Origin of the sequence: Pseudomonas baltica (assembly GCF_014235765.1) — a bacterium.
GTDB lineage: Bacteria > Pseudomonadota > Gammaproteobacteria > Pseudomonadales > Pseudomonadaceae > Aquipseudomonas > Aquipseudomonas baltica.
Window position 1 is genome coordinate 1,204,085 of record NZ_JACMYH010000001.1, and the last position, 14,572, is coordinate 1,218,656.

Genomic DNA, 14,572 nt, shown 5'->3' on the forward strand with positions numbered 1-14,572 from the left:
TAGCAGTTACGCGGCTGCCGGCATACGCAGCGGCGTACAAGCGGCCAACGGGGATCGGACCGGGACTTGCATGCAGTCGGGCTGTCCATCACCGAAGTTGCGAGCCCGCCATGCCCGACCGCGCCCTGCCAGACCGCCCCATGCCCCCTGCCCTGCGCTTCATGCTGGCCGCCCGCCGCAGCGAGCTGGAAGGTCTGCGCGGACTTGCCGACACCTGCGAACTGGTGACCTTGATCAGCCGCCTGGTCCACGCGCTGCAGCGCGAGCGGGGCTACACCAATGTCTACCTGGGCAGCCAGGTCGAAACCTACCGCAGCCAACTCGACCTGCATACGGAACAGGCGCGGGCACTTGAACAGGACGTGCTGCAGCGGTTGCAGGCCATGGACCTGAACGCGGCCAGCGCTGCCGACCGTGCCCGCCTGTTCAATCGTGTGGCCTACGTGCTGCACGGCTTCGACGAACTGCCCGGCCTGCGCCGTCGCATCCGCGAACGTCTGCTGAGCCCCAGCGTCGCCACGGCGGCCCTGACCCGCCTGGTGGGTGGGCTCATGGCCGTGGTGTTCGAAGCGGCCGACACCGCCATTGATCCGAGTATCACCCGAGTGCTGGTGGCGCTGTTCAATTTCATGCAGGGCAAGGAGCTGGCCGGCCAGGAACGCGCCACCGGCGTGGCGGGCTTCTCGGCAGGCTTCTTCGATGCCGGTGTGCAGGAGCGCATCCTGCACCTGACGCAAAGCCAGCAGCGCTGCTTCCAGACCTTCGGCGAGTTCGCCGACCCAGTGGCCGGGCAGCGCTGGGCCGACCTGCAGCACAGCGAGATCACCGCACAGTTGCTACGCCTGCGCGAAGTGGGTATGCGCACCTCGGCGCAACACCCCGTGGACCCCGGCCTGTCGCAGCTGTGGTTCGAGCTGCACAGCCAGCGCATCGACCAGATGCACGAGGTAGAGACACACCTGGCCGAACAACTGCTCGCCAGCTGCCAGAGCAGCATCAAGCTGGCCAATGCCGACCTGGACAACCACCGCGTGCTGCTGCAACGCCTGGCCAGCCTGGAAACCATGGGCTGTGGCGATGCCCGCCTGTTCAGCGTGCAGGCCAGCGATCTCGACAGCCCGGCGCCCGACGGCCACGGCCCGCAGATGGGCCGCTCGTTGCTGGACCTGCTGCAGGCCCAGACCCACCGCCTGCAGGACGCCAACCTGCAGCTGGACGAAGCACGCCAGGCGCTCAACGAACGCAAGTTGGTGGAACGCGCCAAGCAGTTGCTGATGAACGAATACGCGTTGAGCGAGAGCGAGGCCTACACCCGACTGCGGCAATCGGCGATGTCGCGCGGGCTGCGCATGGTCGACATGGCGCAGAACGTACTGGCCGTGGCCGGCAAGGGTTGATGCCGACATTGCGCCCTATTTGCACATCCCACGGGCGGCATGCTCCGCATCCGTGCACGGTGACGCGGCCTGAAGCTGGCAAACGGCCGCAGCGCCTGGCGCAGGCCGCCTTGGCACGCAACCTGCTTTGAGACCAACAGGACCGCAGCCACCTGTGGTCGACATTTCGAATCCTGGACAACGGTGTCCACGCGCTCCCGACAGCATTGCCGGGAACGGGTGAACGCCGTTTTTTTTGCATTTTTTTTTGGCCGCCACCAGCAGGGGAATCAGCGATGGATGACAAGCCTTTCAAAGGACACCCGGAAAGCGCACACGACGCCAGGCGTCGGCACTTTCTCAAGCAGTCGTTGACCGTCGCCGGTGCCGGCGCAGCCCTCGGCCTGCTGCCACCGGGACTGTCTTCGGCGGTGTGGGCGGCGGGCAGCGACGGCCTGGAAACCACCACGGCCAAGCTGGGCTTCATCGCCCTGACCGACGCCGCGCCGCTGTTCGTCGCCGACGAGAAAGGCTTTTTCGCCAAGCATGGCATGACCGGAGTGGAAGTGCTCAAGCAGTCCTCCTGGGGTACCACGCGGGACAACCTGGTGCTGGGCTCGGCCGCCAATGGCATCGACGGTGCGCACATTCTCACCCCCATGCCCTACCTGATCGCGGCCGGCAAGGTCACCCCCAACAACCAGCCGGTGCCGATGTACATCGTCGCGCGGCTGAACCTGGCCGGCCAGTGCATCTCGGTAGGCAACGAACACGCGGACCTGGCGCTGGGCCTGGATTCCGCGCCGTTCAAGGCCGCGCTGGCCAGCAAGCGGGCCAGTGGCAAGGCCGTCAACGCGGCGATGACCTTCCCCGGCGGCACCCATGACCTGTGGTTGCGCTACTGGCTGGCGGCAGGCGGGATCGACCCGAACAAAGACCTGTCGACCATCGTCGTGCCGCCGCCGCAGATGGTTGCCAACATGAAGGTCGGCAGCATGGACAGCTTCTGCGTGTGCGAGCCGTGGAACGCCCAGCTCATCAACCAGAAGATCGGCTACACCGCCAACACCACCGGCGAGATCTGGAACAAGCATCCGGAGAAAGCCCTGGCCCTGCGCGCCGACTACGTCGACAAGAACCCCAACGCGACCAAAGCACTGCTCAAGGCGGTGATGGAGGCGCAGATGTTCTGCGAGCAGCCACAGAACAAGGAAGAAGTCGCGCAGATCTGCGCCAAGCGGCGCTGGATCAACGCGCCTGTCGCCGACATCACCGAGCGCATGAAAGGCAACTTCGATTACGGCAACGGCAAGGTGGTCAACAACAGTCCACACATCATGCGCTACTGGGATGACTTCGCCTCCTACCCATTCAAGAGCCACGACCTGTGGTTCCTCACCGAGAACAAGCGCTGGGGCTACCTGCCCAAGGACTTCGACAGCCAGGCCTTGGTCGCCAAGGTCAATCGCTCCGACTTGTGGCGCCTGGCCGCTGCGGAACTGAACGTGCCAGCGGCGCAGATTCCCGATTCCGACTCGCGCGGCATCGAAACCTTTTTCGACGGCAAGACCTTCGATCCCCAGAACCCCCAGGCCTATCTCGACAGCCTGTCCATCAAGGCCCTGGCCTGATGTTTCCCGCACGCACCGGAGGTCATCATGAATGCTGAAGTGAAGAAGCTGCACAGCGCCGCGCAAGCGGTCGCCAAGGCTCAGGTCAAGCCGCCGGTACTGGCGGGCCTGCTGAAGAACACCCGGCGCTTCGTGCTTCAGCAGTGTCTGCCGCCGGTGGTGATCGGTGCCCTGCTGTTGCTGGTCTGGCAATTGGTCTGCAGTGGCAAGGGCGCAGCGCTGCCGCCGCCCACTCAGGTCATCACCGACACCTGGGAGCTGATCGTCGATCCGTTCTACGACAACGGCGGCAATGACAAGGGCATGGCCTGGCAGTTGCTGGCGAGCCTGTCGCGGGTCGCCTATGGCTACGCCCTGGCCGTGGTGGTGGGGATCAGCCTGGGCGTACTGGTGGGGCAATCGACCTGGGCCATGCGCGGGCTCGATCCACTGTTCCAGATCCTGCGCACCGTGCCACCCCTGGCCTGGCTGCCGCTGTCGCTGGCCGGCTTCAAGGACAGCTATCCTTCGGCGATCTTCGTGATCTTCATCACCGCCATCTGGCCGATCATCATCAACACCTCGGTCGGCGTGCGCAACATTCCCGAGGACTACCGCAACGTGGCCAAGGTGCTGCGCCTCAATGGCGCGGAATACTTCAGCAAGATCATGCTGCCGGCTGCCGCGCCCTACATCTTTTCCGGCCTGCGCATCGGCGTCGGCCTGTCGTGGCTGGCGATCATCGCTGCCGAGATGCTGATCGGCGGCGTCGGCATCGGCTTCTTCATCTGGGACGCCTGGAACGCTTCGCGCATCAGCGACATCATCCTCGCCCTGGCCTACGTGGGGGTGGTCGGCTTCTGCCTCGACCGCCTGGTGGCGATGGTCGGACGCCTGGTCACCCGCGGCACTTCGCAAAGCTGAGGAGGCAACATGAGCCATTACTTGAGTATCGAAAACGTCGACAAGCACTTCGAGCGCGATGGCGTTACCAGCCAGGTGCTGCGCGGCATCAACCTCAACGTCGCGCGCGGTGAGTACATCTCCATCATCGGCCATTCAGGCTGCGGCAAGTCGACGGTGCTGAACATCGTCGCCGGGCTCATCGAGTCGAGCAATGGCGCGGTGATCCTCGACGGCAAGGAGGTGCGCCAGCCGGGGCCCGATCGCAGCCTGGTGTTCCAGAACCACTCGCTGCTGCCCTGGCTGACCGTCTATGAAAACGTCGCGCTGGGGGTGGACAAGGTCTTCAAGCGCAGCAAGAGCAAAAGCGAACGCCACGCCTGGACCTTGCACAACCTGGAAATGGTCAACATGACCCACGCCCTGCACAAGCGTCCGAGCGAGATATCCGGCGGCATGAAGCAGCGCGTCGGCATCGCCCGCGCGCTGGCGATGCAGCCCAAGGTGCTGTTGCTCGACGAGCCGTTCGGCGCGCTGGACGCGTTGACCCGCGCCCATTTGCAGGACGAGGTGATGCGCATACAGAGCGAGCTGCACAATACCGTGATGATGATCACCCACGATGTCGACGAGGCAGTGCTGCTCTCCGATCGCATCGTGATGATGACCAACGGCCCGGCAGCGACCATCGGCGAAATCCTCACCATCGACCTGCCGCGCCCGCGCAGCCGACTGGCCCTGGCCGACGACCCGAAGTACAACCAGTACCGCCTGGCGGTGCTCAGCTTCCTCTACGAGAAGCAAGGCAAAGTCATCGAAGCGGTGGCCTGATCCACCGCATTGATCGCCGACGCGGCTCGCGCCGCTGCTACAGGGGAATGCAACCCTCCTGTAGGAGCGGTCCGTGGCCGCGAAACGGACGACGCGGCGCATCTGTCAATCCGCGGTGCCCTTTTCGCGGCCGATGACCGCTCCTACGTTGACCGCCCTCCTGTAGCAGCGGTCCGTGGCCGCGAAACGAGCGCCGCGGCGCATCTGTCAATCCGCGGTGCCCCTTTCGCGGCCGATGACCGCTCCTACGGGATACTTGCCGCGGGGCGCGGGCGAACGAACGCTGGTTGGGGTCGGTCTACTGAATGCCGACCAGCGCGTGCAACCCGTGCAAATTTGCAGGCAACGCCTGCATTAATCTGCATTGAAAGCTGCAAACTTGCCTGTCACGATCGCCTGGTCCGCTTATTTATCTCAGGAAATCAATAACAAGCAGGGATTCAGCGATGACAGCTCAGGTCTTTCCCCCGCCCCAGCGCTCTTCCCTGGGGCTCGACGATCAGGTACTCGGCGAAGTCCGCAACCATATCGGTCACTTGACCCTCAACCGGCCTGCCGGTCTGAATGCACTCACCCTCGACATGATCCGTACCCTGCGCGGCTACCTGGATGCCTGGGCGCTGGATCCGCACATCCATGCCGTTGTAATGCGCGGCGCCGGCGACCGTGGCTTCTGCGCCGGTGGCGACATCCGCAGCCTCTACCACAGCCATCTCAACCAAGACGCCCTGCGCGAAGTGTTCTTCAACGAAGAATATGCGCTGGACCAATGCCTGCATCTGTACCGCAAGCCAGTCATGGCGCTGCTGGACGGCTATACCCTAGGCGGTGGCATGGGCCTGGCGCAGGCAGCCGAGCTGCGGGTAGTCACCGAACGCAGCAAACTGGGCATGCCCGAAGTGGCCATCGGCTATTTTCCCGATGTCGGCGCCAGCTACTTCCTGAGCCGTATCCCCGGCGAAATCGGCACTTACCTGGGGGTTACCGGCATCCAGATCGAGGCGGCCGATGCACTCTACTGCGGCTTGGCCGACTGGTACCTGGAAAGCGACCGCCTGGCCCTGCTGGACGAGCGCCTGGACAGACTGCAATGGAGCGACAACGCCCTCAAGGACCTGCAGGGTGTGCTTGCCCGCCTTGGTGTGCAAACGCTCGCGGATGCCCCGCTGCACCGCTTGCGGCCGGCCATCGACCACTTTTTCGGCCAGGACGACCTGACCAGCCTGGTCGAACAGCTGGAACACGTGAACGTCGCCGACAGCCAGGCGTGGGCACAGAACACCGCGCGGCTGATGCGCACCCGCTCACCGCTGGCCATGGCGGTCACCCTGGAGCTGCTGCGCCGCGGTCGCCACTGCTCCCTCGAGGAATGCTTTGCCCTGGAGCTGCATCTCAACCGCCAGTGGTTCGAACAGGGCGACCTGATCGAGGGCGTGCGTGCTTTACTGATCGACAAAGACAAGAACCCGCGTTGGAACCCACCGACGCTAGACCGGCTTACCCGCGCACGCGTCGAGCCATTCTTCCAAGGCCTCTGAGGCCGGAGTCTGCCATGCAAGACCTGGAACTGAGCGAAGAACAGATCATGATCCGCGACATGGCGCGCGATTTTGCCCGCGCCGAAGTGGCGCCCCATGCCCGTGCCTGGGAACAGGCAGGCTGGATCGACGATACCCTGGTGGCGCAGATGGGTGCCCTTGGCCTGCTGGGCATGGTGGTGCCCGAACAATGGGGTGGCAGCTACACCGATTACGTCGCCTATGCCCTGGCCGTCGAAGAGATCTCCGCTGCCGACGGCGCGCTGGGTGCATTGATGAGCGTGCACAACTCCGTAGGCTGCGGCCCGCTGCTCAACTACGGCAGCCCGGCGCAGCAGGACACCTGGCTGGCCGCCCTGGCCAGCGGCGAGGTCATTGGCTGTTTCTGCCTCACCGAGCCCCAGGCCGGTTCCGAAGCCAACAACCTGCGCACCCGCGCCGTGCTCGACGGCGAACATTGGGTGATCGACGGCGCCAAGCAGTTCGTCACCAATGGGCGACGGGCCAAGCTGGCCATCGTGTTTGCGGTCACCGACCCGGAGCTGGGCAAGAAAGGCCTGTCGGCCTTCCTGGTGCCCACCGACACCCCAGGTTTCAGCGTCGACCGCAGCGAGCACAAGCTCGGCATCCGTGCCTCCGACACCTGCGCAATCACCTTGAGCCAGTGTCGCGTGCCGGCCGCCAATCTGCTCGGCGAACGCGGCAAGGGCTTGAACATCGCCCTGTCCAACCTCGAAGGCGGCCGCATCGGCATCGCTGCCCAGGCGCTTGGGATCGCGCGGGCCGCCTTCGAAGCGGCGCTGGGTTACGCCCGTGAACGCGTGCAGTTCGGCAAGCCGATCATCGAACACCAGAGCGTGGCCAACCTGCTGGCCGACATGCAGGTGCAGGTCAACGCTGCACGCCTGCTGGTGCTGCACGCCGCACGCCTGCGCAGTGCCGGTCTGCCCTGCCTGTCCGAAGCTTCGCAGGCAAAGCTGTTCGCCTCGGAAATGGCCGAACGGGTCTGCTCCAGCGCCGTACAGGTGCACGGGGGCTACGGTTATCTCGAAGATTACCCCGTGGAAAAGTATTACCGCGATGCACGCATCACCCAGATCTACGAAGGCTCGAGCGAGATCCAGCGCATGTTGATCGCGCGCGAGCTGCGCAACTATCTGCTGTAGTGCCGCATGCAACACGTGCCATCGAGGGGGGCTGGTCGACGACCAGTCCCCCTTTTTGCTCAATGACCCTTGAACTGCGGCTCGCGCTTGGCGATGAACGCCGCCATGCCTTCTTTCTGATCTTCACTGGCAAACGCCGCGTGGAACACCCGCCGCTCGAAGCGCACGCCTTCGGACAGGCTCACTTCGAAAGCGCGGTTGACGCTCTCCTTGACCATCATGGCGATCGGTAGCGACTTGGCTGCGATCTGCTGCGCAACTTCCAACGCCTCGTCGAGCAGTCGGTCGGCGGCCACGATACGGGCAACCAGCCCTGCCCGCTCCGCTTCCTCGGCGCCCATCAAACGACCGGTCAGGCACAGCTCCATGGCCTTGGCCTTGCCCACCGCATGGGTCAGGCGCTGGGTGCCGCCCATGCCCGGCAGCACGCCCAGCTTGATCTCCGGCTGGCCGAACTTGGCATTGTCGGCGGCCAGGATGAAATCGCACATCAACGCCAGCTCGCACCCCCCGCCCAAGGCAAAGCCGGCCACGGCAGCGATCATCGGCTTGCGCCGATTGGCGACCCGGTCGCTCTCATGGAACAGATCGTCGAGGTAGATCTGCGGGTAGCGCAGCTCTGCCATTTCCTTGATATCGGCGCCGGCGGCAAACGCCTTGGCAGACCCGGTAAGGACGATGCAACCGACCTCGCGATCGCTTTCCAGGCGATCGAGCGCCTGGTTCAATTCGTCGATCAACTGGGCGTTGAGGGCATTCAACGCCTGCGGCCGATTGAGCGTGATCAGGCCCACGCGACCGCGAGTTTCCAAGAGGATGGTTTCAAAAGCCATGGCATGTCTCCAGATAGAGGCATTGTCTGCCTCGCTGATTATTGTTGTATCGACCCCTGGGCGGCGAACTGCCCAGGATCGCGTCGTGTTTGTAGCATTCTGAAACCTGATAGCGGACATTCTTTCGCCGCAGCTCGGCACCACCTGGGCGTGCAAACCTCCAATGGATGCTACGGTACAGACCTGCGACACCCTGTGCCGGCGTGTCCACGTCACTTCACAGCCCACTCCAGGAGGTCCCCCATGCTTCGCCTGTCCATGCTGGCGCTTGCCAGCGTCTTCGCCCAGCCACTGCTGGCCGCCGATTCATCGCCCACCTATGGTCCCGAACTGCAGGGTTTCGATTATCCGTACACGCTGCAACATTACGCCTTCGAGTCCCAGGGCAAAAGCCTGCAGATGGGTTATATGGACGTTGCTGCCAACGGCAAGGCCAACGGCCGCACGGTGGTACTGATGCATGGCAAGAATTTCTGCGGCGCCACCTGGGAAAGCTCGATCAAGGCCCTCAGCGATGCCGGTTACCGGGTGGTCGCGCCCGACCAGATCGGCTTCTGCACCTCCAGCAAGCCTGAGCACTATCAATACAGCTTCCAGCAGTTGGCCAACAATACCCATGACCTGCTGACCCGTATCGGGGTCAAGGAAGCGGTGATCATGGGCCACTCCACCGGTGGCATGCTCGCCACTCGCTACGCCTTGATGTTCCCCGAAGACACCGAGCGCCTGGCCATGGTCAACCCCATCGGCCTGGAAGACTGGAAAGCCATGGGCGTGCCCTATCGCAGCGTCGACCAGTGGTTCGACCGTGAAACCAAGGTCACCGCCGAAGGCATCCGCAACTACGAGCGCACCACCTATTACGGTGGTCGCTGGAAGCCTGAGTATGACCGCTGGGTAGACATGCTTGCGGGGTTGAACAAGGGTCCGGGGCATACCTTGGTGGCATGGAATTCGGCGCTGATCTACGACATGATCTTCACTCAGCCGGTGGTCTACGAGTTCAAGGACCTGCAGGTGCCGACCCTGCTGCTGATCGGCGACGCCGACACCACGGCGATCGGCAGTGACATCGCACCGCCCGAAGTCAAGGCCACGCTGGGCAAATACACCGTACTGGGCAAGCAGGCCAGCCGGCTGATTCCTCACAGCACCCTGGTGGAATTCGCCGGGCTTGGCCACGCCCCGCAAATGGAGGAGCCGGCGCGCTTCCACAAGGCCCTGCTCGACTGGCTGGACACTCCCCAGAAACCGCTTTGACAAGAGGCAACCCCCCATGCGAATAGCCGTCATCGACGACTGGCAATCGGTCGCTGAAAACGTGGTCGACTGGACCCCGCTGCAGGCCGTAGGCGACCTCGACTTCATTCACGATTACAGCGGCGGGAGCGCGGCGCTGGCCGAGCGCCTTGCGCCCTACGCCATCATCTGCGTGATGCGTGAACGCACGCTGTTCGACGCCGGCCTGCTGGAACGACTGCCGCAGCTCAAGCTGCTGGTGACCGGCGGCATGCGCAACGCAGCCATCGACCTGCAGGCGGCGACCCGGCTGGGCATCCAGGTGGCCGGCACGGACAGCTACAAGCACGCCGCGCCGGAACTAACCTGGGCACTGCTGATGGCGCTGACCCGCGACCTGCTCGGTGAAGCGAACTCGCTGCGCGCTGGCGGTTGGCAGATCGGCCTGGGTGGCGATCTGCACGGCAGCACACTGGGCCTGCTGGGCCTGGGCAGTATCGGTGAAAAGGTGGCGCGCTTCGGTCAGGCGTTCGGCATGCGCGTGATTGCCTGGAGTCAGAACCTGACACCCGAGCGTGCCGCGCAGGTGGGCGTCGAATACGTGAGCAAGCAGCAACTGTTCGAGCAGGCCGATGTGCTCAGCGTGCACCTGGTGCTGAGCGAACGCAGCCGGGGGCTGGTCGATGCCCAGGCGCTGGGGTGGATGAAGCCGGGCGCGCGGTTGGTCAACACGTCGCGCGGCCCGATCGTCGACGAAGCAGCGTTGATTCAGTCCCTGCGTGATGGGCACCTGGGCGGCGCGGGGCTGGACGTGTTCGATCAGGAGCCCCTGGCGCTGGACCATCCGTTCCGGACCCTGCCCAATGTGCTGGCAACGCCGCACATCGGCTATGTCAGCGGCAACAACTATCGGCTGTTCTTCAGCCAGATGATCGAAAACATACTGGCCTGGCATTCGGGCCAGCCAGTGCGCCTGCTGACCCGCTGACCGCAACCCTCAGTCGATCAGGCCGGCACTGCGCAATGCCGCTGTCGCCTGCTGCCAACGCGGATGCCGGCGGTACTCGAAGTCGGCGTGGCTCCGCCCGCGCATGGCGGCGATGCGTGGCGAGGGCTGCACGCCCATGCGCTGCGCCGCGCTCAAGGCCAGCTCGGCCGCCGCCCGGTCGTTGCACACCAGGCCCATGTCGCAACCAGCGCCAAGGGCCGCCTCGATACGGCTGGCGGCGTCGCCGACCACATGGGCGCCGGCCATCGACAAGTCGTCGCTGAAGATCACCCCTTCGAAGCCCAGCTCGCCGCGCAATATGTCCTGCAGCCAACGGCGCGAAAAGCCGGCTGGGTTGCTGTCCACCTGGGGGTAGATGACATGGGCCGGCATGACCGCCGCCAGCTTGCCCGCCAGCCGCGCGAATGGCACCAGATCGCAGGCGCGAATCTGCTCGAGGCTGCGCTCGTCGGTGGGAATTGCCACGTGAGAATCGGCTTCCGCCCAGCCGTGACCGGGAAAATGCTTGCCGCATGCCGCCATGCCTGCCGCATTCATGCCACGGATGAACGCGCCCGCCAGCAGCGTGGCCCGCTCGGGATCGCCTTCGAACGCGCGGGTGCCGACCACGGCGCTGTGCCCGTGATCCAGGTCCAGCACCGGCGCAAAACTGAGGTCCAGCCCGACCGCCAGTACTTCGGCGGCCATCAACCAGCCGCAGTGCTCGGCCAGGACGGCCGCATCCGCGTGGTATGCCAGCTCGCGCATGGCCGGCAGGCGCACGAAGCCCTGGCGTAGCCGTTGCACGCGTCCACCCTCCTGGTCCACCGCCAGGATCAGGTCGGGCCGCACCGCGCGGATGGCGGCGGTCAATTCGCGTACCTGACGCGGATGCTCGATGTTGCGCGCGAAAATGATCAACCCGGCCACTTCGGGCTGGCGCAGCAGATGGCGGTCCTCTGCGCTGAGCCAGGTACCGGCGACGTCGACCATCAGGGAGCCTTGCAGACGAGCGCTCATGGATTTTCCTTGTAGAGAGGGATCTGGAGGGCGACCGGGCACACGTCAGGCCTTGGCAACCGCCGGGGCGCTCTTGCTGCGTGGCCGCAATTGAGCGGCGGCCATGGCCTGGTCGGTCACCGCACTCTGCGCGCGCATGCCTGCAGCGAGGAACGGCACCATCAAGCGCATTACCTGTTCGATCGAGGTATCGACGCCGAAGTCGGTTTCCGCGATGGCACGCAGTGCCTTGATCCCGGACATGCTGAAGGCGGCAGCGCCCAGCATGAAATGCACGCGCCAGAACAGTTCGAGGGGGGGAATGCGCGGTGCGGCTTCGTTGACCAGCAGCATGTAGCGACGAAAGACCTTGCCGTACATGTCTTCCAGGTAACGGCGCAAGTGACCCTGGCTCTGGCTGAAGGCCAGGCCCAGCAAACGCATGAAGATGGAGAGATCGTTGCCGCTGCGCGGCTGGACCACGAGCGCCTGCTCTACCAGAATTTCCAGCAGCTCTTCGAGGCTGGCCTTGGGCATCGCGCTGGTCTGCCGCCGTTCCAGCTCGCGGTCGAGGCTGGCACAGAAAGGCCCGAGAAATCTGGAGAATACCGCCTGGATGAGCGCTTTCTTCGAACCGAAGTGGTAGTTCACCGCCGCCAGGTTGACCCCGGCCTTGCTGGTGATCAGGCGCAGCGAGGTTTCCGCGAAGCCTTTCTCTGCAAAAAGCTGTTCGGCGGCATCGAGGATGCGTTCAACGGTTTCCGACTGGGCCATGGCAACTCCGCCTGACAAACACTTGTTTGAAACATACGTTTCAAAGTGCGTGACTGTCAAGTCCATACAGGCTTTTCGTGGCCATGCGGTCACGTATTAAAGCATACAAATTCATCGCCTTAGCGCAGCATGCGAACTTCGGCAGGCGACGCGCCCGGAAAACGGTATTGCCAAGGGCCATCTACTGTATATAATCCCAGTCACTGTACAAAAAGACAGAGCCATCGACATGTTGAAATTGACGCCACGCCAAGCTGAAATTCTGGCCTTCATCAAGCGCTGCCTTGACGACAATGGCTTTCCACCTACCCGTGCGGAAATTGCTCAGGAACTGGGGTTCAAGTCACCCAACGCGGCCGAGGAACACCTCAAGGCCCTGGCGCGAAAAGGCGCCATCGAGATGACTCCAGGCGCTTCGCGGGGCATCCGCATCCCCGGCTCCGAAGCCCGCAACGACGACGCCAGCCTGCCCGTCGTCGGGCGCGTCGCTGCTGGTGCGCCGATTCTGGCGCAGGAACACATCGAAGAGTCCTGCAAGATCAACCCGGGCTTCTTCCATCCTCGCGCCGACTACCTCCTGCGCGTACAGGGCATGAGCATGCGTGACGTCGGCATTCTCGACGGTGACCTGCTGGCCGTGCACACCTGCCGCGAAGTCCGCAACGGGCAGATCGTGGTGGCGCGCATCGGCGACGAAGTCACCGTGAAGCGGTTCCAGCGCGAAGGCAACAAGGTTTTCCTGGTTGCGGAAAACCCCGACTTCGCACCCATTGAAGTCGACCTCAAGGATCAGGATCTGGTCATTGAAGGTCTGAGCGTCGGCGTCATTCGTCGATAAGGAGGCATCATGCAGTTTCCCCTGTCACCCCAACAAGCACAAATGTCGCTGTTCGAAGCATTCATGGCTGCACCGGTAACGCCGCTGTTCAAGGAGGCCGTAGAATCGCCCTGGACTGTCGCCGATCCGGATGTATTCAGCGAGATGTCTCTGCGTGGTGCCGCGGGGAACTGCCTGAACCTGCTGGCACCCATGCTGCGGGAATTGAGCGAAGAGCAAGACGCGCGCTGGTTGACGCTGATCGCTCCGCCGGCAAGCCTGACGCAGGCCTGGCTGCGCGATGCAGGGCTCAATCGCGAACGCATATTGCTGCTGCAGCCGCGCGGTATGCAAAGCGCCCAGCAGTTGGCGTGCGAGGCGCTGCGCCTGGGGCGCAGCCATACCGTGGTGAGCTGGCTCAACCCACTGCCGTCCGTGGCGAGGCAGCAATTGATGGCAGCGGCGCGCCAGGGCAGCGCACAGAGCCTGAACATCCGTTTGGGGTGATACCTGCGGTCAAACGATACTGCCCGCCAAGGCCAGCGCAAGGCGCTCGCTGCGTGGCAGGATCAGTGCAGGACGTGCGGCCCGTCGTCCTTGTCGATTTCGCCTTCCACCAGCTTGCCGGCCATCTGCACACCGACACTGAGCATGGCCTTGGCCACTTCCACGTGCTGGCCCTGCAGGAATGCCTTGGCATCTTCGGAAAAATTCAGCGTCACCAGCGAACCTTCGTCCTCGGCACGACGCAACTCGATGCGGCCGTCAGGCAGCTCGACAATCTCAAGAAAGGACGTTGGCATAAGGACATGTTCTCCACGAAAGGCGGGCATTGTAGCAGTGCCAGTGCAAATCAGCACTCACTCAGCCCTTCGCGGAAACGAACGGTCAGGCCCTTGAGCTGCTGACGCCAGCTTTCGAGCACCTCGCGGCTGAGTTCCGGCTCTTCCACTTCATCCAGATTGACTGCCTGGATGAGTGGCTGGGTCACATCGCCCTTGGGCTTTTTGGGCGCCTTGGGCGGCACGAACAGCGCGCTGTGCGCCGCAAGCAGTTGCGCCAGCCAGGTATGCGAATGCTGGGCCAGCTCCACCAACTCCGCCAGCTCGGGAATGGACGTGCCGTCGAGCGCTTGCGGGGTCAGCAGGTTTTCCGCACGGGCAGTGCCGGCCTGAGGCAGGCGGTAATAACCAGCGATCTCGTGACACAGCCCCAACAATGCACCGTACAGGTGGAACAGCGCGGATTCGCGCTGCGCCTGCAGCTGAGCCTGCGCATTGATGGCCTGGCCCAGTTCGGCCTTGCCCATGGCTTCCAGCGCCAGCCCGGCGAAATAGATTTTCTGGTTGGTACGGGTATAGAGCTCATAGGCCATGCTGGCGATCTCCGCAGTGAACACTCGACTGCCACAGTGTCGGGAACCTGCCCAGCCAGTGCAAGCCACAAATGAAAAGGCCGCACAGCCCTGGGGACGGTGCGGCCTTGGTGCTGACAGCGC

The 14,572-nt window shown here is 63.9% G+C and carries 15 protein-coding genes; 10 read left to right on the top strand and 5 right to left on the bottom strand.

The features are described from left to right. The first annotated feature begins 140 nt into the window (after nucleotides 1-140). The 6 genes from H7993_RS05310 (at nucleotide 141) to H7993_RS05335 (ending at nucleotide 7,424) form a co-directional block, all read left to right on the top strand. Nucleotides 141-1,397 (top strand): nitrate regulatory protein, encoded by a 1,257-nt coding sequence (locus H7993_RS05310; protein WP_185793701.1) that lies wholly within the window; start codon nucleotides 141-143, stop codon nucleotides 1,395-1,397. 275 nt (nucleotides 1,398-1,672) lie between these two features. Next, on the top strand, nucleotides 1,673-3,007 hold the full coding sequence (locus H7993_RS05315; protein ID WP_185793702.1) for a CmpA/NrtA family ABC transporter substrate-binding protein: 1,335 nt from the start codon (nucleotides 1,673-1,675) through the stop codon (nucleotides 3,005-3,007). 27 nt (nucleotides 3,008-3,034) lie between these two features. Beyond that, on the top strand, nucleotides 3,035-3,910 hold the full coding sequence (gene ntrB, locus H7993_RS05320) for a nitrate ABC transporter permease (RefSeq protein WP_122478773.1): 876 nt from the start codon (nucleotides 3,035-3,037) through the stop codon (nucleotides 3,908-3,910). Nucleotides 3,911-3,919: 9 nt separating this feature from the next. Continuing rightward, on the top strand, nucleotides 3,920-4,720 hold the full coding sequence (locus H7993_RS05325; protein WP_122478775.1) for an ABC transporter ATP-binding protein: 801 nt from the start codon (nucleotides 3,920-3,922) through the stop codon (nucleotides 4,718-4,720). Between the two features lie 446 nt (nucleotides 4,721-5,166). Beyond that, on the top strand, nucleotides 5,167-6,258 hold the full coding sequence (locus tag H7993_RS05330) for an enoyl-CoA hydratase/isomerase family protein (protein ID WP_185793703.1): 1,092 nt from the start codon (nucleotides 5,167-5,169) through the stop codon (nucleotides 6,256-6,258). 14 nt (nucleotides 6,259-6,272) lie between these two features. Further along, the gene (locus tag H7993_RS05335; protein ID WP_122478779.1) at nucleotides 6,273-7,424 is read left to right on the top strand and encodes an acyl-CoA dehydrogenase family protein; all 1,152 of its coding nucleotides are present in this window, start codon (nucleotides 6,273-6,275) and stop codon (nucleotides 7,422-7,424) included. Between the two features lie 59 nt (nucleotides 7,425-7,483). Here the strand turns inward: H7993_RS05335 and H7993_RS05340 are convergent, their stop codons facing one another. Then, the gene (locus tag H7993_RS05340; RefSeq protein ID WP_185793704.1) at nucleotides 7,484-8,257 is read right to left on the bottom strand and encodes an enoyl-CoA hydratase; all 774 of its coding nucleotides are present in this window, start codon (nucleotides 8,255-8,257) and stop codon (nucleotides 7,484-7,486) included. A 243-nt stretch (nucleotides 8,258-8,500) separates the two neighbouring features. Between H7993_RS05340 and H7993_RS05345 the strand changes: the two genes are divergently transcribed. Together H7993_RS05345 and H7993_RS05350 are read left to right on the top strand one after the other, a co-directional pair. Further along, nucleotides 8,501-9,517: an alpha/beta fold hydrolase gene (locus tag H7993_RS05345; protein WP_185793705.1), complete on the top strand. Its 1,017-nt coding sequence runs from the start codon at nucleotides 8,501-8,503 to the stop codon at nucleotides 9,515-9,517. A gap of 16 nt (nucleotides 9,518-9,533) precedes the next feature. Then, nucleotides 9,534-10,484, top strand: a complete 951-nt coding sequence (locus H7993_RS05350; protein ID WP_185793706.1) for a D-2-hydroxyacid dehydrogenase family protein — start codon at nucleotides 9,534-9,536, stop codon at nucleotides 10,482-10,484. 9 nt (nucleotides 10,485-10,493) lie between these two features. On the opposite strand, the gene nagZ is transcribed toward H7993_RS05350, so the two are convergent. Together nagZ and H7993_RS05360 are read right to left on the bottom strand one after the other, a co-directional pair. Further along, on the bottom strand, nucleotides 10,494-11,504 hold the full coding sequence (nagZ, locus tag H7993_RS05355) for a beta-N-acetylhexosaminidase (RefSeq protein ID WP_185793707.1): 1,011 nt from the start codon (nucleotides 11,502-11,504) through the stop codon (nucleotides 10,494-10,496). A gap of 45 nt (nucleotides 11,505-11,549) precedes the next feature. After that, on the bottom strand, nucleotides 11,550-12,257 hold the full coding sequence (locus tag H7993_RS05360; protein ID WP_122478788.1) for a TetR/AcrR family transcriptional regulator: 708 nt from the start codon (nucleotides 12,255-12,257) through the stop codon (nucleotides 11,550-11,552). Between the two features lie 229 nt (nucleotides 12,258-12,486). Here H7993_RS05360 and lexA point away from each other — a divergent pair, with 229 nt between their 5' ends. Together lexA and sulA are read left to right on the top strand one after the other, a co-directional pair. After that, the gene (lexA, locus tag H7993_RS05365; protein ID WP_043188277.1) at nucleotides 12,487-13,095 is read left to right on the top strand and encodes a transcriptional repressor LexA; all 609 of its coding nucleotides are present in this window, start codon (nucleotides 12,487-12,489) and stop codon (nucleotides 13,093-13,095) included. 9 nt (nucleotides 13,096-13,104) lie between these two features. Further along, the gene (sulA, locus tag H7993_RS05370) at nucleotides 13,105-13,581 is read left to right on the top strand and encodes an SOS-induced cell division inhibitor SulA (protein WP_122478790.1); all 477 of its coding nucleotides are present in this window, start codon (nucleotides 13,105-13,107) and stop codon (nucleotides 13,579-13,581) included. Nucleotides 13,582-13,643: 62 nt separating this feature from the next. Here the strand turns inward: sulA and H7993_RS05375 are convergent, their stop codons facing one another. Both H7993_RS05375 and H7993_RS05380 read right to left on the bottom strand, forming a co-directional pair. Continuing rightward, on the bottom strand, nucleotides 13,644-13,877 hold the full coding sequence (locus H7993_RS05375; protein ID WP_163007598.1) for a hypothetical protein: 234 nt from the start codon (nucleotides 13,875-13,877) through the stop codon (nucleotides 13,644-13,646). A 50-nt stretch (nucleotides 13,878-13,927) separates the two neighbouring features. Then, complete coding sequence (locus H7993_RS05380) at nucleotides 13,928-14,449, bottom strand: DUF6586 family protein (RefSeq protein WP_185793708.1); 522 nt, start codon at nucleotides 14,447-14,449, stop codon at nucleotides 13,928-13,930. Between the last annotated feature and the right edge of the window lie 123 nt (nucleotides 14,450-14,572).